We start from the raw sequence: 20,948 nt of genomic DNA, 5'->3' as shown, positions 1-20,948 counted from the left end.
GGATGAAGGCGTAGACATAAAAGTCAGGGAACCAGCTTCCACTGCCCCTTCTCCATCCGCACGATCACCACAGCCCGCTGGTCCGACCCATACCGGTTGTCCGGCTTGAAGTTGTAGACCCCGTGCGTCCCCACCAGCTCCTTCGTACTCACGATCGCATCGCGCAGGGCCGCACGATACTGCGGCGTTCCCGGCTCCACCTTCACGCGCGACGCAGCATCCGCCAGTAGCAGGTACGCGTCATAGGTGTACGAAGAAAACGCGTCCGTCGGCACGGAACCATTCGTCTTCTGGTAGGCCGCCCGGAACCCCATCGACACCTTCTTGATCGGGTTGGCGTCCGGCAGTTGGTCCGCCACCAGCACCGGCCCGCTCGGCACCTGCAAGCCCTCGATCGATGCACCACCCACCCGCACGAAATCCGCGTTGATCAGCCCATGCGTCCCGTAGATCTGCCCCTTGTAGCCCCGCTCCGCCAATGCCAGATAAGGCAGCGCCCCCGGCGTCCCCGAGTTCCCCGCGAACACCGCGTCCGGCCGCTGCGCCACGATCTTCAACACCTGCCCCGCCACCGATGAGTCCGACCGCGCATAACGCTCGTTCGCGACGATCTTGATGCCGGCCGGCTCCGCGCTCTTCACCAGCGAGTCATAAGCCAGGTCGCCCAGCGCATCGGAGAAACCGATGAAGGCCACCGTCTTCACTCCCTGCTTCTTCATGCGCTCCACCACCGCCGCCACCATCAGCGGAAACGGCTGCGACACCGTCACCGTCCATGCACCCTCGGGGCCTGGAATGACCACCGGCGTCGGCGAGATCAACGGCGTGTTCAGCTCGTTCGCCACCGCCGCGATCGCCATCGCACCCGGCACGCCCGAGGTGCCGATCAGCACGTCCACCTTGTCGTCCACCACCAGCTTGCGCGCATTGCGCCCGGCGGTCGTCGGGTCCGACGCATCGTCCAGCACGATCAGCTCGACCTTGCGGCCGCCGATCGTCGGATGCTCCGCGATAGCCGCGCGAATGCCCTTCTCATACGGAATGCCGAGCGCTGCGACCGGCCCCGACAGCGAACTGACCAAGCCGATCTTCAGGTCCGCCGCAAAGGCCTGCGCCACGCCCAGCGCCAGCGCAGCGGCAACGAACAGGCGTGCAGGTTGTTTCATGGTCACGGCACCAGCTTCCACTGGCCCTTTTCAAGCTTGACGATCACGCGCGAGCGCTCGTCCGACCCGTAGCGGTTGTCCGGCTTGAAGTTGTAGACGCTGTGCGTGCCCACCAACTCCTTCGTGCTCACGATCGCATCGCGCAAGGCCACCCGGTATTGCGGTGTGCCCGGCTCGCCCTTGGTGCGCGAAGCCGCATCGAGCATCACCAGCCAGCCGTCGAAGGAATAGGCGGAGAACGCATCAGTCGGTGCCGCGCCGTTGGCCTTCTGGTAGGCCGCGCGGAAGTCCATCGACACCTTGCGCATCGGATTGCCTTCGGGCAACTGCTCGGCCACGATCACAGGCCCCGTAGGCGCCAGCAGTCCGTCGACCGACGGCCCGCCCACGCGCACGAAGTCGGGGTTGATCAAGGCATGCGTGCCGTAGATCTGGCCCTTGTAGCCACGATCGGTCAGCGCCAGGTAGGGCAGCGCGCCGGGCGTGCCCGAGGTGCCGGTGATGACGGCGTCGGGCCGCAATGCGACGATCTTCAGCACCTGCCCTGCCACCGAGGTATCCGAACGCGCATAGCGCTCGTTGCTCACCACCTTGATGCCGGCCGGCTCGGCGCTCTTGTTCAGCGCGTCGTAGACCAGGTCGCCCCACGCGTCCGAGAAGCCGATGTAGCCGACCGTCTTCACGCCCGACTTCTTCATCCGCTCGACCACCGCGCTCACCATCAGCGGCGCGGGCTGCGGCAGCGTGACCATCCACGCGCCCTCCTCGCCCGGCAGGTTGGCGTTGGCAATCGAGATCAGCGGCGTCTTCGTCTCGCGCGCCACGGCCGCGATGGCCAGCGCACCCGGCGAACCGGCCGTGCCGATGATCAAGTCGACCTTGTCTTCCTCGATCATCTTGCGGGCATTGCGTGCGGCCGTCGTCGGATCGGACGCGTCGTCGAGCTGCACCATCGTGATCTTGTGGCCCGCCACTTCCGACTTGTAGGCCATGCCGGCCTTGATGCCCTTTTCATAAGGGATGCCCAGCGAGGACACCGGGCCCGAGAGCGAGGTGATGAAGCCGACCTTGAGGTCGGCCGCAAAAGCATTGGCGACGGCAAGCGCGCCGAGGCCCAGCGCCAGGCCAGTTCGGATGCAGAGGCGGGATGAGGATTTCATGGCGTTCCTTGGGTGGAGGTCGAACGGAAAATGCACAACAATATGATTTGTAAATTGTTTAGCTCTAAACAATATTAACGAAGCAATTCGCGGGCCACAAGAGGAACTACCGCTAGAGCGCGAGGCTGCCGACGCTGGTGCCGCCGCAGACGTACAGCACCTGCCCGGTCACGAAGCTGTTGGCCGGGTCGGCGAAGAAACTCACCGCGCGGGCCACGTCGGCCGATTCGCCGAGTCGCTTGACCGGCACCGATGCTGCAAGCGCGCGTTCCTTGTCGCTGCCCTCCTGCACCACGTCAAAGAACATGTCGGTGCGAATCGGACCCGGCGCGACAACGTTGACGGTGATGCCTTCCGGCGCCAGTTCCAGCGCCCAGGTGCGCGCCATGCCCAGCATGCCGGCCTTGGTCGCGGAGTAGCTGGTGCGCGTGGCCAGGCCGACCGCGGCGCGCGACGACAGCAGCACCACGCGGCCGAAGCGCTGTGTCCGCATCGTCGGCAGCGTGGCCTGCACCAGCTGGATGGCGCAGCCGAGGTGCAGGTCGACCAGCGCATCCAGGTCGTCGAGTTTCACATCGGCCAGCAAGGCGGCGCGGATCACGCCGGCGTTGTGCACCACCGTGTTCACGTCGAACTGGTGCGCCAACTGGTGCACTGCCTGGCCGGTGGCCGCGCGGTCCATCAGGTCGACCTCGATGCTGTGCATCTTCGGATGCACGATGTCGCTCTTGCGGCGCGCGAGCGAGATGACTTCATAGTCCCTGGCGAGCAGGTCCTCGCAGATGGCCTTGCCGATGCCGGCGCTGCCGCCGGTGACTGCTGCAACCTTGCGGATGGTCATGGTTCAGCCCTCCACCAGCGCCAGCACGCGCAAGGGGCTGCCGCTGCCCTTCTGGATCTTGAGCGGCGGGCAGATCAGCACCGCGCCCGCAGGCGGCAGCAGATCGAGGTTGCAGAGGCACTGCAGGCCGTAGCGTCCCGCGCCGTGCATGTAGTAGTGACAGGGGTACGGCGGACGCAGGTGATAGCCCTGCCCCGCATCGGTGCCGATGGCCTCGGAGCCGAAGCCGAGCACGTCGCGCTGCTCGACCATGAAGCGCACCGCCTCGGAACTCGGGCCCGGTGTGTGCTGTCCGGTCTCGTCGAAGTTCTGGTAGGCCTCGGGGTCCTGGCGTTGCGACCAGTCGGTGCGCATCAGCACCCATGCGCCCTTGGGGATGCGGCCATGCGCGGCTTCGTAGCGCTCGATGTCCTCGACCGTCATCAGGTAGTCGTGGTTGGCCTTCACCTGTTCCGAGCAGTCGATCACGCGGGCCGGCGCGACGAAGTGCTGCGCGGGAATCGTGTCGACCGAGTTGTTCGGCAGGTCCTTGCCGGAAATCCAGTGGATGGGCGCGTCGAAGTGCGTGCCGGTGTGCTCGCCGCAGGAGAAGTTGTTCCAGTACCAGCCCGGGCCGCGCTCGTCGTAGTGCGAGACCTCCTCGATGCGGAAGGGCCAGCACTGGCCCATCTCGGGCGGCAGCGCGATCTGCGGGAATTCGGGCGTGAGCGTTTGCGTGAGGTCGACCACGCGGATGCGTCCGGTGGCCATGGCGCTCACCAGGCCGCCGAGCAGTTCGGCGGCGGATGCGAGGGTGCTTGTCGTCATTGAACTTCTTTCCTTGTCTCAGCCGCCGTTGGTGGCCAGCTCACGTTCGAGAACCTTCGGGTTGTCGCGCCAGCGCTCCAGCCACTCCTGCGCCACGTCGCCGGGATACACGTCCTCGACGCCATCGCGTAGCGCCTTCACGATGGCGTTCGCCAGCGTGCCCGACAGCAGCTTCGGCGGTGGCACATGCTGGTTCCACTCGTCGTCGATCGGGCCGGGGAAGACATTGATGACGCGGATGCCGGCTGGCCGCATCTCGGCGCGCAGGCATTGCGCGAGCGAATACGCCGCGGCCTTCGAGGCGCTGAAGGTGCCATGCGCCGGGAAGTTGCTCAGCGCGTACACCGACAGCAGGTTGACCCATGCGGTCGCGCCCGTCTCGCCGTCGGCAGAGCGGCCCTTCAATGCCGGTCCGAACTCCTGCGCCAGGCGCAGCAGGCCGAAGTAGTTGATGTCCATCTCGGCCTTGGCCACATCGGTGCCGCGCCGCGCGCCGATGCCGAAGGTGCGATGCACTTCGGCGTTGTTGATCACGATGTCGACCTTGCCGCCGATCTCGCCGGCCAGCTCGGTCACCGAGCGGCCGTTCGTCAGGTCGAGCGGTACCAGGGTCACCTGCGGCATCGCGGTGATGTCTTCCAGCCCGCCCGTCTTCTTCCACGGTTCGGCATGGCCGACCCAGACGATGTCGGCGCCGGCCTTGACCAGCGCACGGACCAGGGCCTGCCCCACTTCGGTCTTGCCGTCGGTCACCAGCACCTTGCGGAATTTCGGGTCGCTGGTCATCTCACGCAGCATCTTGTCGTCGGCCATATGGGCGCTCCCTTCGTTCGGAAATCCAATCAATACCGCTTGTCCTGCCCGATCCAGCCGGGCGCCGACGCGCACGCGCGTGGGCGCATCGCCGACCTCGCCGTGCATGTGGACCATCAGCGTCGGGCCGGCGTCCAGATGCACGAGGCCGAGGCGCCAGGGCAGGCGTTCGCGGAAGTACATGTCGTTGCTGTGATGCAGCGTGGTGGTGGCCAGCAGGTTGCCTTCGCCCGACTGCTCACGCCAGCGCAGTGCAGCCGACAGGCACTTGTGGCAGGCCTCGCGCGGCGGGTACTGCACGGTCCCGCACTCTTGGCACTCCTGCAGTTCGAATCGCCCTTCGGCCGCAGCAGCGGTGATGCCGAGGGCGACGCGGCCGCGTGCCCAGGGCGGCAGGTTCATCTGCCGCGTGCGCAGGACGGGGTTCTTGCGCTTGGGGCGCATCAGGGGCATCGTCATGCGGGTCTCCCGAGGATGACTGCGCCGGTACAAAGGCAGCGGTCGTAGGTCACCATGCCGAAGCCGGCGACGAGGCCGAGTTGCGCATCCTTCACGGCGCGTGGCCCGGCGGCATCGGTGAGCTGGCGGATCGTCTCCGTCATGCCCAGGAAGCCGCCCGCCGCGCCAGCCTGCCCTGCTGACAACTGGCCCCCGCTTGTGTTGTTGGGAAAGCTGCCTTCGAAGGTCATGCCATGCGACTGCACGAAGGCCGAGCCCTCGCCCTTCTCGCAAAAGCCCAGGTCTTCGAACTGCATCATCACGATCACCGGGTAGTCGTCGTAGGTCTGCACGAAGTCGAGCGCCTCCGGCTTGATGTCGGCTTGCGCATAGAGGTCGTCGCGGTCGACGCGCCAGCCGCCGCGCGTCATCACCGGGTCTTCGCTGAAGGCGTTGTGACGCTCGATGGCGCCGCGGATCATGGCGTGCGGCAAGCCCAGGTCGCGTGCCCGTTCCTCGCTCATCACGAGGAAGGCTTCCGCGCCGGCGCAGGGCATCACGCAGTCGAACAGGTGGATCGGGTCCGAGATCGGCCGCGCGGCCATGTACTCGTCGAGCGTCAATGGCTTCCTGAACATCGCGTGCGGGTTGCCGAGCGCGTTCGTGCGCTGGTCGACGGCGATGCGGCCGAAGTCCTCGCGCTTCGCGCCGTAGGTGCGCATGTAGTTCGCCGTGATGAAGGCGAAGATCGAGTTGGGTCCGCCGGCGCCGTAGGGATAGGTTGCATCGCGCGCGAAGTTGCTGAAGGCGCCCAGCGTCTGGCGGAAGGAGTCGACATGGTTGGTGTCGGCCGCCACACAGGCGACGACATCCGCGTCGCCCGACTGGACGGCGCGTGCGGCGCGGCGCAGGCACATCACGCCGGACGCGCCGCCTGTCGGCACATGGTCGAGCCAGCGCGGCGACAGGCCCAGGTGCTGCGTCACGCCGACGGCGGTGTCGGGCACCAGCGAGAAGCTGCTCAGGCACAGGCCGTCGATCTGCTCCTTCTTGAGACCGCTGGCCTTGACCAGTGCATCGACCGCGTGGCCGATGAACCAGTGGGCGGTGCGGGTGGAGTAGCGCAAATAGGGCACGGTGACCGGCACGGCCACCGCAACGCCCTCGTAGGACATGCGTTTGCTCATAGGCGCTCCCACGCCCGGCACTTCGCGTCCTCACTGCCCCGCAAGGCGGCGTTCACATGTTGGAGCGATCCTGCGATGCTCATGCCTGCCTCTTCTTCATCGACCGCGTGTCGATGCAATTGGCCTGCCCCGGCAAGGCGTGCGCAAGCTCTTTCAGTTGCCCGCGCTGGATCTTCTGCGACGGCGTCAGCGGCAAGGCATCGACGAAGGCGACATAGCCGGGCGCCTTGTAGTAGGCCAGTTGCGACAGCGCATGCGCGACGATGCTGGCCGCGAGTTCAGCCGACGAGGTGGCGTCTTCACGCATCACGATGCAGGCCAGCACTTCGTCGCCCCGCACCGGGTCCGGCGTGGCCGCAACCGCCGACGTCTTCACGGCCGGGTGCTGGTTCAGCACACTCTCCACCTCCACCGCGGAGATGTTCTCGCCGCTGCGGCGGATTACGTTCTTCTTGCGATCGACGAAGAAGAAGTTGCCCTCCGCGTCCCGGCGCACCAGGTCGCCGGTGTGGAACCAGCCATCGGCCCAGGCCTCGCGCGTCGCTTCCTCGTCCTTCAGGTAGCCCGAGAAGAAATAGCGGCGCGGATCGGCACCGGCCGAACGCACCAGCAACTCGCCCGGCGCGTCATCCACGACCTCGCGGCCTTCTTCATCGGCCAACCGGATCTCCAGGAAATCGGGCTGGCGGCCGAAGCAACTGCTACCCACAAGGCGTGGCTCGCGGTTCGCCATCACGCAGGCACCGGCGCCAGTCTCGGTCATGGCCCAGGCCTCGACCAGCGGGAAGCCGAAGCGCTGCTCGAAGGGTGCGTGGTTCTTGCGGTCCACGCCGGCACCGAAGCCCCAGCGGATCGCATGATCCCGGTCCGCGGGCGAAGGCGGCGCGCTCAGCAGCATCGCCGGCATCACGCCCAGGTAATGCACGATGGTCGCGCCGCTTTCGCGCGCGCTCTGCAGCCAGCTCTTCGGATGGAAACGGTCCAGCTGCACCAGGCAGCCGCCGGCCACCAGCACGACCATGGTCGAGAACGCCATCGCGTTCATGTGGTTCAACGGCAGCGGCGTGATGACGCGCTCCGTGTCGCGGCGGATGCTGCACACGCCATCGAGCGCCGCATACCACTCGCCGGCCCGCAGGAAGTAGCTGTTGTCGAGGATGCAGCCCTTGGGCCGGCCGGTGGTGCCGGAGGTGTAGAGCAAGCCGCACTCGGTGCCGGCGCCGACGGGTTCGTCCATGCGCGGAGGCACTGTGGGCGCGTGTGGCACCTCGCCATCGGCTGACATGGTGTCGAAGGCCACGCCGGCCTGCGCCGCGGCGGAACGCAAGTCCGCCGCGCGCTCCGGCAAGGTCACGGCCAGGCCGATCTCGCTGTGGCCGATCAGGTAGGTCAGTTCAGCCGAGCGCATCTCCGCATTGATGGGCACCACGCTCACGCCCAAGGCATTGAGCGCAAACCAGTGGAAGATGAAAGCGGGCCGGTTTTCCAGCAACAGGCCGACGCGGTGGCCATGGCCCCAGCCGGCAGCGCGGTACGCAGCGCGCAGGCGCTCTACTTCGGCAGCGGCAGCGCTCCAGCGGATGGCGCCCGCGTCGATGCCGTAGGCGGCGGCGGTCACGGATTCGGTGAACAGGAAGTCCGCATCCGGCGTGCGCGCAGCGCTCGCGCGGAAGACGTCGTAGACAGTGGCGTTCATTGGTTCGATCAGATGAACAACTGCACCGCCGGCAGGGCCGCGTCGCAGTTGAGAAGATTCACGCGCTTGAGCGTCATGCGCAACGCGCCGTCGCTCACGGTCAGGTGATGGAAGAAGGTGCCGACGTAGAACTGCAGTTCGTCACCTTGCGACTCGGTGTAGTGGAACTCGGTGCGCACAACGAACTTGCCGGCCGCCTCGTCGAAAGATTCCACCGTCGGCGTCTGCAGCAGGTGATGGCAGCGGCTCGGCGGCTGCTGCGAAAAGGCACGCGGGCTTTTCAGGCGCTCGATGCGCAGGTCGCGCAGGAGCTTGTCCTCGTACATGTGCGAGGTGTGCTGGTAGCCGTCCTCCTGGTCGGGCACCAGCGGCAACCAGTAGAAGGCGTCATCGGTGAAGAGCGCGTTCCACTCCTCGTAGCGCTTGGCATCGAGCAGGCGGCATTCGTGGACGACGAAGTCGATGAGGTCCTGGCGGGTAACAGCGGTCATGCTTCGGCCTTCTCCGCCACGCTCGCCATGTTCGCCGTCATATGGCGTTCCCATGCACGGTACTGGTTGCGCATGGAAATCTCGCTGGTGCCGATGGCTGTCACATCCTTCTGGTCGACTTCCGCCGCATCAAAGTTGCGATGCAGGCTGACCCATTCGTTGCCACTGGCGTGCAGGCCGGCCTGGATGCCGCGATAGGCCTGCAGGTCGTCATGGCCGACGACGGAGAAAGGCGAATTGATGAGCCGGTTGTACATCGTGGTCCGATGCAGCAACTCCGGCGGCGCGCCCTTCAGGCGAAAGGTCCAGCTCTCGACCAATGTCTTGTCGACCGCGATCGGCTTGACCACGCGGATCGATTGGATCGCGCCCTTGATCGTGAGGTTGGGGTAGTACACCGTGTTGTGCCGAGCGAGGCCCAGGATCTGCTGCGTGCGCTCCGGCCCGTACTTGGCCTGCATCGCGGCGTCGTATTCCGGGATCGCCGAATACTTGCTGTGGATGCTGTAGTGCACGCCCGAGAAGCTGTGGCCGTTGTCGAACACGCGAACGCCCATGTCCTCGAAGAACTTGTAGTCCGACATGAAGGGCACGAACTGCTCGATGGCCATCGGCTTGGGCTCTTCCGCCGGCTTGCCCGACCACATGGTCTTGGCGGTGCCGGCGGACGACTCGTGCGCCACCATCGGATGCATGGTGTCGTTAAGGTTCTCGATGAACATCTTCCAGTTGCACTGGTGCATGAAGCGCAGGCAGCCGCCGGCGATCTCCAGTTCGCCCTCGGGCGAGCGGTCGGCCATGTTGTCGATGGAACTCAGCGAGTCGCCGAAGAACTCCTCGAAGTCCGGGCCCGTGTCGTTCAGCTTGACGAAGATGAAGCCGCGATAGAGCCGCACGTTCTTCACCTGCGTGAGTCCCTTGGACGATTCGCACTGGCTCAGTTGCGTGCCTTCGTAGCCGTTCTTCAACGGGATCGACAGCAGCGAGCCATCGGTCTTGAAGGTCCACGCGTGATACGGGCAGCGGAAGAACTTGCCGGTGTTGCCGCAGGGCGCGCTGACGAGGCGCGAGCCCTTGTGGGCGCAGCGGTTCATCATCACGCGCACGGAGCCATCGGTGTGGCGCACCACGATCAGCGGGCGGCCGCCGATCTCGTTGCTGATGTAGTCGCCGGGCTTGGGCAACTGGCTGTCGTGGCCGACGTAGTTCCAGGTGTTCGCGAAGAAGTGTTCCTGCTCCAGGTCGAACAATTCCTGGTTGATGTAGAGGTCGCGGTGCACGCGGTCGGGCTGCACCAGCGCGCGAATCGCTTCGGGATTTCCGCGGTAGGTCGTCATGTGGGGTCTCCTGAATTCTTCCTAGACATCCAGCACCAGCCGCGCACCCTTGGCACGCGAGATGCAGATCTGGATCACGTTGCCGGCGGCCTTCTCGCTGGCCATCAGCACGTAGTCGCGATGGTCGATCTCGCCTTCCATCACCGGCGTCGCGCACACGCCGCATTCGCCGCGCTTGCAGTCGTACATCGGGTCACAGCCCTCGTCGATCATGCAGTCGAGGATGGTCCTGTCGGCCGGCACGGTGAAGGTCTTGCCCGACATCGCGAGCACGACTTCGAAGGGATGGTCGCCCTCTTCCACGGCCGGCGTGGTGAAGAGTTCGAAGTGCACGCGGTCGTGCGTCCAGCCGCGCTTTTGCGTGGCGGCGAGCACGGCGTCGAGCATGACCTTGGGGCCGCAGACATAAAGCTGGTCAGCTGCTTCGCAGCCGTCGAGCAATGCCTCGATGTTCAACGGCGCGCCAGCCTCGACGTCGGTGTGGACGATGAGGTCGCCAGCGAGCAACGCGTCCAGTTCCGGCAGGAAGGCCATCAACTCGCGGCTGCGGCCGGCATAGTGCATGCGCACCGGCGCGCCTTGCACCTTGCGTTGCGCGGCCATGCTGATCATCGGCGTGATGCCGATGCCGCCGGCGATCAGCACCGCCCGCGCCGCGCCGTCGTGCACCGGAAAGTCGTTCTTCGGCACCTCGATGGTCAGTGCGTCGCCTTCCTTCAGGGTCTGGTGCATGAAACGCGAGCCGCCGCGGCCGCCATCCTCGATGCGCACGGCAATCACGTATTCATGCGGCGCCTCGGTCGCGCCCTGCTTCGCTTCAGGATTGATGAGCGAGTAGTGACGCCAATCTTCCTTGCCATCGGGCAGCGCGACCTTCACGCGGATATGCGCGCCGGCCGTGAAGCCGGGCAGCGCGGAACCGTCGTCGGTCCGCAGCCGGAACATGCGGATCAGCGGATTGAGTTGCCGCGCCTCCGCGACGCGCAACGTGAGGGTGGGAAGTGGTTCGTGTGACATCGTGCCTCTCTTCTGTCGTTGTCAGGCGAGCGCGTAGTGGGCCAGCACGGCGCGCAGCTGGTGGCCATGCTCGTCGGCAAGGGCCGCATCGCGCAGTTCCCGCAAGGTGGCGGGTGCCAGCGCACTGCCGGCGCGTCGGGCGGCGCCCATCACCAGCGTGTAGTTGCGCAAGCCGCGTTCGTGCGTGTCGCTGTAGCCCTTTACCAGACGCTGGCATTCCGCAATCTCGAGCGCCAGCGCCGGGTTGATCGCGGCGGTTTGCGCGATGCGCTCCAGCCATTCTTCGATGAGCTGGTTCTCTTCCGCGAACCGCGTGGTGGAACGGCGCCAGCGCGCGGCCGCTGCCACGCAACGCAGCATCAGGTAGCCATGCAGCGAACTGGTCTGGATCACGCGACCCTTTTGCGTCATGCGCTCGACAAAGCGGCGCGGCATGCCCGAGTTCATCAACCAGCGGCCGACGCCACCGGGCAACGTCTCGCAGATCTCCTGCAGGCGCGGATGCATGTATTCGTTGATGGCCATCACCTGGTCGGCCTGCACGCCGGTCTCGTCGCGCACGCGGTCGAAGCGGGTGGCACGTGTCTTCAGGGCGGCGACGCGCGCGGTGTCTTCATACGACATCCACAGCGCCAGATGGCGCGCGGTGCTCTCGGCGAGCCTGCCGCCATCGTCGATGCGCAGCGCGTGGATCTTGCACATGCGGTCGAGGAAGGTGCCCGCATAGGCCGTGTCCTGGTAGTCGATCAGCCGGCGCACGCCTTCGAGCAGGATCGGTTGGGCGGACACGGGGAAATCCTTCTGCACGCGCTCAACCAATGCCCGCACTGCCGGATGGCTGGGCGCTGGCGCCGCGCGCGCAGGCAACGCTGCCGCCGCCGCATCGGCTTCCGACCCCGACTGCACTCGCTCGAACGCACCACCAAACGCCTTCAGGCTCGGCTTCACGCCAACGCCGCCCCGCTCCACCGTCGCCTCGAACTGCGCACGGCTGAAAGGCAAGGCACCCGAGCCCGCCAGCGCGCCGAACAGCACCGCGCTGATCACGCTGCCCGCCTGCTCGGCCGCTTGCGCCATGTCGAAGCGGATGAAGCGCTTGGCCGCCTTCTGCGCATGCGCGACCAATTGCTCGCTGTCCACGCGCCCATCGCCCATCGCCGACTTCTCGGCAATCGAATACACGCGATGGGTAGAGGCGACCAGCGTGGTGCGGTCCTGCGTGACCAGCCCGCGCTGCACCGCGCGTCCCGCTTCCATCAGTTCCGATGCCAGCACCAGGTCGACGTCGCCAGGCAGCGGCATCAGCGCCAGCACGGGATGGCCGCCATCGGCCTTGGCGCGTGCCTCGGGATAAAGCTCGACGTAGTAGATGGTGGCGCCGGTGCGCTGCGCCACGCCGGGCACGGAAGTGGTTTGCGCGATGTAGCCGTTGTGCTCGCCGAGGTCGACGATCCAGTCGGCCAGCACGCCGCCGCCCTCTCCGCCCATGGCCAGGATGGCGATCTTGATGGGTTGTGTGGAATTCATGAAGACTTCAGAAGGCGAAACGTTCGCGGCGCCGGGCATCGCCGCGCTGCATCCAGCCGATGACGGAAGAGCGCACGCGTTCGCGCAGGCGGTCCCACTTGTTGGGATTGCTCACGACCTGCGCCTTGTAGAACGACGGGCACAGCACTGCCGCATGCGACACGTCGCCACAGTTGCCGCAGCCCACGCAGCTGTCGAGCACGGTCGCGATCGGGTCGGTGCGCAGCGGATCGGGGTTGGGCTTGATCGAGAGCGACGGGCAGCCCGACAGGCGGATGCACGAGTGGTCGCCCGTGCAGGTGTCGGAATCGATGCCGAACTTCTCGCGAACCACCCGCTTGCCTTCGGCCACGGCCTTGCGCACCAGCGGCTTCTCCCGGCGCTGCTTGTTGAGCATGCATTCCGATTGCGCGATCAGCACCTTCGGGCCCTTCTCCTTCGTCGTCAGGGCTTCGCGCAACAGGTCGCGCATGCCGGCCACGTCGTAGGTGCGGCGGATGGTCTTGACCCACTTCACGCCGACGCCTCGCACGGCCTGCTCGATCGCGTGGCCGGTGCTGCGCGTGGGATTGATCGCCGTCGACGACAGGATGTCCTGCCCGCCCGTGGCCGAGGTGTAGTTGTTGTCGACCACGATGGTCAGGTTGTCGCTGCGATTGAACACCGCGTTGGCGATGCCGCTGGTCAGCCCGTTGTGCCAGAAGCCGCCGTCGCCCATCATCGAGATCGCCCGCTTGCCCGCGGGCACGTTGAGCGCAGACGCACCGGCCGCGCCCAGGCCATAGCCCATGGTCGTGTTGCCGAGGTGGAACGGCGGCAGGATCGAGAACAGGTGGCAGCCGATGTCGGCGCTGATGTGGTGCGGACCGAGTTCGCGCTCGACCAGCTTCATCGCGCTGAAGATCGGCCGCTCCGGACAGCCGGTGCAGAAGCCCGGCGGGCGCGCATGCACGCTATCGTCCAACGGACGCGAGGGCTCCGGCGCGGCATCGACACCGATGTTGGCCACGGCCGTGAGCGGAATGACCCTGCGCACCGGCGCGACCACCGGCAGCGGCGCGATGCGTTCATAGCGCTCGAAGAATGTGCGTGCGCCCTTGAGCAACACCGCGGCCGTGTATTCGCCAGCCACCGGCAGCATGTCCTTGCCGTGCAGCGCGGCATCGACGCCGGCTTGCCGCAGGATCGTCGCGAGGTTCTGCTCGATGAAGTTGGGCTGCCCTTCCTCGACGAGCAGCACCGCGCGCTTGCCCTTGCAGAAGCGCAGCACTTCGCTGTCGATCACCGGGTAGGCCACGTTCATCACGTACAGCGGCACTTTCGAGTTGCCGTACACGTCGGCCAGCCCGAGCCGCTCGAGCGCGCGCACCAGCGTGTTGTAGCTGCCGCCCTGCACGATCACGCCGATGTCGTCCGCGCCTTCGTTGAAGAACTCGTTGAGCTTGCGCTCCTCGATGAAGCGAACTGCGGCAGGCCAGCGGTCGCGCACCTTTTCCTGCTCGTGCACGAAGCTGGCAGGCGGCAGCACGATGCGGCTCACGTCGCGCTGCGGCGACTCCATCGCCTCCTTCAGCGTGAACTTCGGCGGCACGTTGTCGGATGCGACGAACTGCCCGTGCACGTGGCAGGCGCGGATGCGCAATTGCAGCATCACCGGCGTGTTGCTCGCCTCGGAAAGATCGAAGCCCTGCTTCACGGCATCGACGATCGAGGGCAGGTTGGGCCGCGGATCGAGCAGCCACATCTGCGACTTCATCGCAAAGGCATGGCTGCGCTCCTGCATGATCGACGAGCCCTCGCCGTAGTCCTCGCCCACGATGATGAGCGCGCCGCCAGTCACGCCGCCGGACGCCAGGTTGGCCAGCGCATCGGAGGCCACGTTGGTGCCCACGGTCGCCTTGAAGGTCACGGCGCCGCGCAGCGGATAGTTGACCGATGCCGCCAGCGTCGCCGCCGCCGTCGCTTCGCTCGCACTGTTCTCGAAGCGGATGCCCTGTTCGGCCAGGATGTCCTGCGCATCGGCCAGCACATCCATCAGGTGCGAGATCGGCGCGCCCTGGTAGCCGGCGACATAGGCCACGCCCGATTCCAGCAAACCCTTGGTCACAGCCAGAATGCCCTCGCCGCTGAAAATGTCTCCGGCGCCGAGCCTCAGCTTCTTTACTTCCTCGACAAAAGACCGCTCAGCCATGGTGCTCCTTGAAAACCCTCGGACGCGCTCGCCCGAAGTGCGTATATTCTTTAGATCTGAATGTATGCACAATCATGAATAACCCTAGAAACGCAAGCACCGTGCCAGCTTCGACTCGACGCAAACAGGCTCATTCGGCGCCGCTGCCGGTGCCCCGGCACTTCGTCGACGACTACCTGCCGGCGCTGCTCGCGCAGGCCAGCCACCTGATCTCCTCGGAGTTCCACAAGGTGGCGCGGCAGCATGGTTTTTCGATCTCGGAGTGGCGCGTGATGGCCACGCTGGCAGGCGGCGACCCGATCAGCATTGGCCGCCTTGCGCAGGTCGCGGTGATGAAGCAACCGACCGTCACGCGCATGCTGGACCGCATGGCCAGCAAGGGCCATGTGGAGCGCCTGCCCCATGACAGTGACCGGCGCATCACCTTGGTGCGCATCACCGACGCAGGCGAGCGCACCGTCAAGCACCTGATGGAACTGGCGCGCGAACATGAGCATCGCGTGCTGGAGCCTTTCGGCCTGCAGAGCGCCGAGGTGCTGAAGAACACGTTGCGGCGGATGATCGAGCTGCATGAGGATGCAGGCGCCGCAGTAGAAGACGAAGAGGATTGACGCCGCGCCGGCTTGCTCATTCGAGCCGGTCGAGGAAGTCGAGGATCGCTTCGGCGAAGGCGTCGGGCAACTGGTCGGGTAAGGGCACCATCCCGCCTTCGATATCGACGATGCGTGCATCACGCAGATACGCCGCCAGTTCAGCGGCATGCGGCGAGGCAAAGGGGTCGCCGGGGGCGCGCAGCAGCAGCACCGGTTGCCTGATACGGCCGATGCGCTCCTCCATCCGATAAGACGCCACTGCGCGATGGCCGCCTTCGAGATCGCCACGCACCTTCAGCGCATCAAGCACGAACGCCTCCAGCAAGTCAGCGCGGTCCGCCGGATAGAAGCCCTGCCGGTTGCGCCACATCTGCAGCAGGTGCGCGCCGTCCCCGCTGCGGGTGACCGCGTCGATGGGCTTGCTCGTGGCACGCGCGGCACGAAAGGCCGCATCGGTGAACGGCGTGGAAGAAAGCACCAGCGACCCCACGCGCTCCGGCCATGCCGCAGCCAGTTCGACCGCGATCACGCCGCCGGTGTGGTGCCCCACGACATGCGCTTTCTCGATCCCCAGCGAAGCCAGCAGTTCCACCGCGACAGACGCCCAATGCTCGATCGTCGGCGCCCACGGCGCGGGCGCCGAATCGCCGAACCCGACCGTGTCCATCGCCACCGCTAAATAGCGCCGGCCGACCAAGGGCAGGACCGCGCGGTACTCGGCCCAACTTCGCGGCGTCTGGTGCAGGAACAACACGGCCGGCGCACTCGCCTCGCCGGCACAGGCGTAGTGAACCTGCCCGACCGACAGGGCCGCAAACGCGCGGCGAATGTCCGGGCCGTTCACGCGCTGCCTCGCTAATCCTGCGTCGCCGTCGCCGGCGGGCGCCACAGCCCGGCATGCTTCAACATGCCCAGCGTGCGCAACAGCACGTCGCTGCGGTAGGCGCCGACGTCGCGGCCGGCATAGTCGTAGAAGCCGCTGCCGGTCTTCAACCCCAGGCGCCCTTCGCTCATCATCTTGTCCAGGATGGCCGGCGCCTTGTAGCGGTTGGCGTCGATCGATGCCGACATCTCGCGGCTCGCGTGATGCAGGATGTCGCTGCCGCCGAAGTCGATGAACTCCACCACGCCCAGCGCCGCGAATCGCAGGCCCAGTCCAAACCGCGTGGCCTTGTCGATCTCTTCCGCAGTGGCCGCGCCCTCCTCGATCATCCGCGCCGCCTCGTTCATCACGAGCGCCTGCAGCCGCGGCACGATGTAGCCCGGGGTCGGTCCGCACACCACCGGCAGCTTGCCGATCTCCTCCATCAGCGCCTTGGCGCGCGCGAGCACTGCTGGGTCGGTGCCGGCGTGATAGCTCAGCTCCACCACCGGAATCACGTACGCCGGGTTGAGCCAATGGATATTGAGGAATCTCTCGGGGCGTTTCACGAATTCGGCGATCTGCGTGACCAGGATGCTGCTCGTGGTCGAGGTCAGGATGGCGTCGTCGCGGCAATGCGCATTGATGTGCTCGAAGGCCTCGCGCTTGGCTTGCAGCGTTTCCGGCACGCCTTCGAACACCAGCTCCGCTGCAGACAGCGCACGCGGCGCATCGACCGCGCGCACCACGTCGATGCGGGCCACGATGCCGGCCACTTGATCGCGCGCCAGCACACCCAGCGACGCCAGTCCGCCGAGGCTCGATTCAACCTCTGCAAGCGCCTCTTCATGCAACTTCCGCCAGGCCTCGTCGCTGCGCTCGCGCAAGTCGACCAGCGACACGCGATGGCCCGCATACGCGAACGCAATCGCGATGCCGCGCCCCATGCGTCCGGCACCCACCGACACCACGCGCGGCCCGGGCACCCGCGCGGAATCAGACGCCGTCATGCAGGCGCTCCTTCAGCGCATCGCGGTTCAGCCCGTTCAGCCCCAGCGCGTCGAAGGTGCGCGGCCCTTTGCGCAGGTCGCGCCCGAGGAAGCCACCGACGATCGCCAGCAAGCCATGCGCGATCGGCGCGTCGACGCCGGCATGGCGAGCGGCCGACGCCAGGAAAGCCAGGCCAAGCTCGGTGTCTTCCGTGATGTAGCGATGGCCGTAGAGGTCGATGTTCTCGCGCCAGTCGCCCGACTTCACGAGTTGCTTGTGCGCGTCGCCGTACATCCACTTGTCGTTGTTGTAGTGGTCGGCCAGCGGATAGTGCGGGCCCGCATGGCCGAAGGCCTCGCGCACAGCGATGCGCTCGTTGTCGAGCTGGTCGGTCACGGCGCGCACCGCCTTCTGCGTGCCTTCGTTGTGGATGTCCCAGCGCTCGAAGTGCTGCAGCGGCGCGGCGTTCATCACCATCAGCGGCGGGTGGATGACCGGGCCGGCATTCATCAGGGCGCCAGACAGCGCGTCGCCGCAGCCATGCACGCTGGGATAGGCCTGCCGGATCACCTCGATCGCCTCCTTCTCCTTGCGCGCCGGGTACACGCCGGTGGGCAGGTGAATCGCGCGGATCGTCACGTTGACTTCGCGCTCGCCGTGCTTGCGTGCCAGGTAAGGCAGCGTGCCGGTCTCGGCCCAGGCGACGTCAGCCTTGCTGCCGGCTTCGCGGGCGATCTGCGCCATCACGTAGCTGCCGAAGGTGCCCGGCGGCAGGAACACCACCTGCCCGTCCACCAGGTGCGGCGCCATGGCGCGCGCTATGTCGGCCTGCGCGATGGCAGGCGACGGGATCAGGATGAGCTGCGCGCCGCGCATCGCTTCGCCGATGTCGGCGGTGGCCTTCGCGATCGCCACGTCGCGCGCGCCCTCCGCATCCTTCAGGTGAATGGAACCCGCCGCGATGACGGCCCCCAGCGCCGCCGCATCGCGCCGCCAGAGGCGAACCTCATGGCCGGCCTCGGACAGGTCGGCGGCGGCGGCGTAGCAGCCATGGCCTCCGCCCAGGATTGCAATTTTCATGAAGCTATACCTCACAGGATTCGAGATGGATGGTTCGCTGCCGCCGGTCGCGCCAGGTGACGGTACATTACTTTTCACATGTTTAGATGTCAATCAGTTTCGGCCCGCATGAGGTTCGGCAAGCCGAAGCGGAGTTGCAACGGCGCCCTGCGCCAACGGCCCGGGTCGCGTACGCTCGCGTTTTGCAAAGCAATGGGGATCGCGCATGGCCAGCTTCAAGAACTACCGCGTCGGCAAGTCCTTCCACCTCGCAGACATCAAGCCAGGCGCGACGCCCTTTGCCGAAGGCTCACGCAGCGCGCAGGTCGAGCAGCTCGACGCGCTCGCGCTCCAGCTCGACGAACTGCAGAACCTGCTGCATGCCGAAGGCAGCCGCAAGATCCTGCTGGTGCTGCAGGGCACGGACACCAGCGGCAAGGACGGCACCATCCGCTGGGTGTTCTCGCGCACCTCGCCGCTGGGCGTGCGCGTGGCCGCCTTCAAGGCCCCGTCGCTCGAGGAAAAGGCGCGCGATTTCCTCTGGCGCTGCCATGCCGTGGTGCCGCGCACGGGTGAAATCATGGTGTGGAACCGCAGCCACTATGAAGACGTGCTGGTGCCGGTCGTGGAAGGCTGGATCGACAAGAAGGCCACCGAGCGCCGCTACGCACAGATCAACGACTTCGAACGCCTCCTCAGCGAAACCGGCACGGTGGTCATCAAGTGCATGCTGCACATCAGCAAGGAGACCCAGCGCGAACGCCTGCAGGATCGCATCGACACGCCCGGCAAGCACTGGAAGTTCGATCTCAGCGACCTCGATGCCCGCAAGAAGTGGGACGACTACCAGCGCGCCTACGACAAGTTGCTGGCGGCTACTTCGACCCGGCATGCGCCCTGGTACGTGATCCCGTCCGACAGCAAGACACACCGCAATCTCATGATCGCGCGGCTGCTGATCAAAACGCTCCAGCAGATGAAGCTGAAGGAAGCGCCGGACGACCCGGCGCTCAAGGGACTGATCGTCGAGTAGGCTCGCGCGGGCCCGCCGCGGCAGCAACTTTCGTGTTGCGCGGGGAAACAACGCAACGCCTGGGATGTCTGTACAAAGAGACGGTCCCGCGTCATATTCGGCTCAGCGCCACCTGTAGGACACATCCCTACAACCCGCCGCCCTCCCTACCGCGCAGCCCGGCGCTTGAACCCAAGGAAGACTTTCGGATGCCCAAGCTCATTGTGATGACCCATCCGGGCAAGACCAAGCTGGTCCCGCTGGCCGCGGCCGACACCCGGATCGGTCGCGCCAACAGCAACGACGTCGTCATCGATTCGGACCGCGTCAGCCGCTTCCACGCGACCTTGACCGTCGAAAGCGGCGCCGTCTGGATCCGCGACCTCGACAGCAGCAACGGCACCTTCGTCAATGGCCACCGCATCACGTCGCGCGCCCTGTCGAATGGGGACACCATCCTCATCGGCGACTGCCAGATGCGCTTCCTTGCTGGCGAACAGAACGTGACGCCCGCCGAAGCTCTACGGCTCATGACGATTCCGGGCGCGCTGATGGACTTGGACAAGCTGCGCAAGCCCGGGCCGCGTTGACACGCGCGAAAACCCTAGAAGCTGTGCCGCAAGCCCAGGTCGACGCCCCGTGAGCTGCGCCCGGGTTCGGTGATCGAATTGTTCAACGCGACCGCCGAATTGCCGCTGTTGCGCAGATAGGCCACCGTGCCATAGGCCGCCGTCCGCTTCGAAAGGTTGTAGACATAGCCCAGCGCCACCTTCTTGGCCCGCGGGTCCATGACCTCGTCGGTGCCGTTCGACGAATACGAAACCTTCAACTGGTGCGGTCCCACCGGAATCACGGCGCCGACGATGTAGCTCGTGCTCTTCACGGAGACGAATTGCTTGCGCTCATCGACGAAGTAACCCGCCGTCATTCGCACGACGCCGAAATCGTAGAAAGCGCCGATGTTGTAGACATCGATATCCCCGGTAGTGGCTGTTTGCGCGTACTTGGTCTTCCCGGTCGCCACGGCAATGCCGAACGGTCCGCCGCTCCAGCCGATGCGCGCCTGGTAGCCATTGCCATCCTGCGCGTTGGGCACGTGCGAGATGTTCTCCCCCATGAACACCTGAACCTCTCCGAATACGCCGCCCAGATCTCCCGGCAGGAAGTAGCCCACCATGTTGGAGGCCCGCGTCGACGTCACCCCGGCGATCGACAGGGAATAGGGCAACGATGCGCCCACGCCGCTGGTTCCGAAGGGGTCCGTCTGGTCCCGGTTGCGGAAGGTCGCCGTGAAATCCCGGCCCATCCGGATCTCGCCCCAAAAGTCCATCAGGCTGACCGTGGCGCGCCGGCTGAAGCTCATGAAGTCGGCACTCGTCGCACCGCTCGGCTGATTGTTGGTGTTGCCGGCGGTGCCGGTGCCGGTGTCGACCTGGAGCCCGGTTTCAAGCCAGAAGCCCGCCCCGAGCCCCCCGCCCAGATCCTGCACGCCCCTGAAACCCAGCCGCGACTGCACGTTGCCGTTGCTCGCGAGTTGGATCGTGTGTGCGGCGCTGCCGGAGCCATAGGCCACGAGTATGTCGGCGATGCCGAACAGCGTCAGGCTGCTGCCCGAGACCGGCCCCTGCCCCGTGCCCGATTGCGCCATGGCCTGGTGCGCCAGCAAAAGGTTGGCGAGGACCAGCACTCCGATCTTCTTCATGTCTTCTCCCTCGTTGGTGCTTGCACCTTGGTGTAGTCGGCAGCCCCTCGTTCGCTCGC

Annotated in this window: 19 protein-coding genes; 3 read left to right on the top strand and 16 right to left on the bottom strand. The window is 66.1% G+C overall.

The window, feature by feature from the left end; genetic code table 11:
- Nucleotides 1-23: 23 nt before the first annotated feature.
- From HB681_RS07350 to HB681_RS07295, 12 genes are all read right to left on the bottom strand, one after another.
- Nucleotides 24-1,166 carry an ABC transporter substrate-binding protein gene (locus tag HB681_RS07350; RefSeq protein ID WP_213954138.1) on the bottom strand — a complete coding sequence of 381 codons (1,143 nt, stop codon included), beginning with the start codon at nucleotides 1,164-1,166 and terminating at the stop codon, nucleotides 24-26.
- A gap of 2 nt (nucleotides 1,167-1,168) precedes the next feature.
- Nucleotides 1,169-2,326 (bottom strand): ABC transporter substrate-binding protein, encoded by a 1,158-nt coding sequence (locus HB681_RS07345; RefSeq protein WP_213954137.1) that lies wholly within the window; start codon nucleotides 2,324-2,326, stop codon nucleotides 1,169-1,171.
- Between the two features lie 112 nt (nucleotides 2,327-2,438).
- On the bottom strand, nucleotides 2,439-3,167 hold the full coding sequence (locus HB681_RS07340) for an SDR family oxidoreductase (protein WP_213954136.1): 729 nt from the start codon (nucleotides 3,165-3,167) through the stop codon (nucleotides 2,439-2,441).
- A 3-nt stretch (nucleotides 3,168-3,170) separates the two neighbouring features.
- A complete protein-coding gene (locus HB681_RS07335; RefSeq protein WP_213954135.1) occupies nucleotides 3,171-3,974 on the bottom strand; it encodes a cyclase family protein in 804 nt (267 codons plus the stop codon).
- 18 nt (nucleotides 3,975-3,992) lie between these two features.
- The gene (locus tag HB681_RS07330; RefSeq protein WP_213954134.1) at nucleotides 3,993-5,246 is read right to left on the bottom strand and encodes an SDR family NAD(P)-dependent oxidoreductase; all 1,254 of its coding nucleotides are present in this window, start codon (nucleotides 5,244-5,246) and stop codon (nucleotides 3,993-3,995) included.
- Nucleotides 5,243-6,412, bottom strand: coding sequence for a thiolase family protein (locus HB681_RS07325; RefSeq protein ID WP_213954133.1), 1,170 nt, complete (start codon nucleotides 6,410-6,412; stop codon nucleotides 5,243-5,245). The genes HB681_RS07330 and HB681_RS07325 overlap by 4 nt, the downstream gene beginning before the upstream one ends.
- 79 nt (nucleotides 6,413-6,491) lie before the next feature.
- Nucleotides 6,492-8,108: an AMP-binding protein gene (locus HB681_RS07320; protein WP_213954132.1), complete on the bottom strand. Its 1,617-nt coding sequence runs from the start codon at nucleotides 8,106-8,108 to the stop codon at nucleotides 6,492-6,494.
- 8 nt (nucleotides 8,109-8,116) lie between these two features.
- Nucleotides 8,117-8,599 carry an aromatic-ring-hydroxylating dioxygenase subunit beta gene (locus tag HB681_RS07315; protein ID WP_213954131.1) on the bottom strand — a complete coding sequence of 161 codons (483 nt, stop codon included), beginning with the start codon at nucleotides 8,597-8,599 and terminating at the stop codon, nucleotides 8,117-8,119.
- Nucleotides 8,596-9,936, bottom strand: a complete 1,341-nt coding sequence (locus HB681_RS07310) for an aromatic ring-hydroxylating dioxygenase subunit alpha (protein WP_213954130.1) — start codon at nucleotides 9,934-9,936, stop codon at nucleotides 8,596-8,598. The genes HB681_RS07315 and HB681_RS07310 overlap by 4 nt, the downstream gene beginning before the upstream one ends.
- 21 nt (nucleotides 9,937-9,957) lie before the next feature.
- Complete coding sequence (locus tag HB681_RS07305; protein WP_213954129.1) at nucleotides 9,958-10,953, bottom strand: PDR/VanB family oxidoreductase; 996 nt, start codon at nucleotides 10,951-10,953, stop codon at nucleotides 9,958-9,960.
- Nucleotides 10,954-10,974: 21 nt separating this feature from the next.
- Nucleotides 10,975-12,480, bottom strand: a complete 1,506-nt coding sequence (locus HB681_RS07300) for an indolepyruvate oxidoreductase subunit beta family protein (protein WP_213954128.1) — start codon at nucleotides 12,478-12,480, stop codon at nucleotides 10,975-10,977.
- A gap of 7 nt (nucleotides 12,481-12,487) precedes the next feature.
- Nucleotides 12,488-14,671, bottom strand: a complete 2,184-nt coding sequence (locus HB681_RS07295) for an indolepyruvate ferredoxin oxidoreductase subunit alpha (RefSeq protein WP_213954127.1) — start codon at nucleotides 14,669-14,671, stop codon at nucleotides 12,488-12,490.
- Nucleotides 14,672-14,772: 101 nt separating this feature from the next.
- Between HB681_RS07295 and HB681_RS07290 the strand changes: the two genes are divergently transcribed.
- Complete coding sequence (locus tag HB681_RS07290) at nucleotides 14,773-15,282, top strand: MarR family transcriptional regulator (protein ID WP_345944638.1); 510 nt, start codon at nucleotides 14,773-14,775, stop codon at nucleotides 15,280-15,282.
- Nucleotides 15,283-15,298: 16 nt separating this feature from the next.
- On the opposite strand, the gene HB681_RS07285 is transcribed toward HB681_RS07290, so the two are convergent.
- The 3 genes from HB681_RS07285 to HB681_RS07275 are packed head-to-tail and all read right to left on the bottom strand — an operon-like array spanning nucleotide 15,299 to nucleotide 18,196.
- A complete protein-coding gene (locus tag HB681_RS07285; RefSeq protein WP_345944637.1) occupies nucleotides 15,299-16,153 on the bottom strand; it encodes an alpha/beta hydrolase in 855 nt (284 codons plus the stop codon).
- The gene (locus HB681_RS07280) at nucleotides 16,120-17,136 is read right to left on the bottom strand and encodes a 3-hydroxybutyryl-CoA dehydrogenase (RefSeq protein WP_213954125.1); all 1,017 of its coding nucleotides are present in this window, start codon (nucleotides 17,134-17,136) and stop codon (nucleotides 16,120-16,122) included. The genes HB681_RS07285 and HB681_RS07280 overlap by 34 nt, the downstream gene beginning before the upstream one ends.
- Entirely contained in the window at nucleotides 17,123-18,196 is a 1,074-nt protein-coding gene (locus HB681_RS07275; RefSeq protein ID WP_213954124.1) for an NAD/NADP-dependent octopine/nopaline dehydrogenase family protein, read from the bottom strand. Before HB681_RS07275 ends, HB681_RS07280 begins: the two co-directional genes overlap by 14 nt.
- Before the next feature lie 205 nt (nucleotides 18,197-18,401).
- On the opposite strand from HB681_RS07275, the gene HB681_RS07270 reads away from it, so the two are divergent.
- Both HB681_RS07270 and HB681_RS07265 read left to right on the top strand, forming a co-directional pair.
- Nucleotides 18,402-19,208 (top strand): PPK2 family polyphosphate kinase, encoded by an 807-nt coding sequence (locus HB681_RS07270; protein WP_213954123.1) that lies wholly within the window; start codon nucleotides 18,402-18,404, stop codon nucleotides 19,206-19,208.
- Nucleotides 19,209-19,396: 188 nt separating this feature from the next.
- Nucleotides 19,397-19,777: an FHA domain-containing protein gene (locus HB681_RS07265; RefSeq protein WP_213954122.1), complete on the top strand. Its 381-nt coding sequence runs from the start codon at nucleotides 19,397-19,399 to the stop codon at nucleotides 19,775-19,777.
- Nucleotides 19,778-19,791: 14 nt separating this feature from the next.
- On the opposite strand, the gene HB681_RS07260 is transcribed toward HB681_RS07265, so the two are convergent.
- Nucleotides 19,792-20,889, bottom strand: coding sequence for a porin (locus HB681_RS07260; protein WP_213954121.1), 1,098 nt, complete (start codon nucleotides 20,887-20,889; stop codon nucleotides 19,792-19,794).
- Between the last annotated feature and the right edge of the window lie 59 nt (nucleotides 20,890-20,948).

This window comes from Variovorax sp. dw_954, from assembly GCF_018449755.1.
Taxonomy (GTDB): domain Bacteria; phylum Pseudomonadota; class Gammaproteobacteria; order Burkholderiales; family Burkholderiaceae_C; genus Variovorax.
The sequence above is the reverse complement of the archived record's forward strand: the minus strand, read 5'-3'. Positions and strand labels throughout refer to the sequence as shown.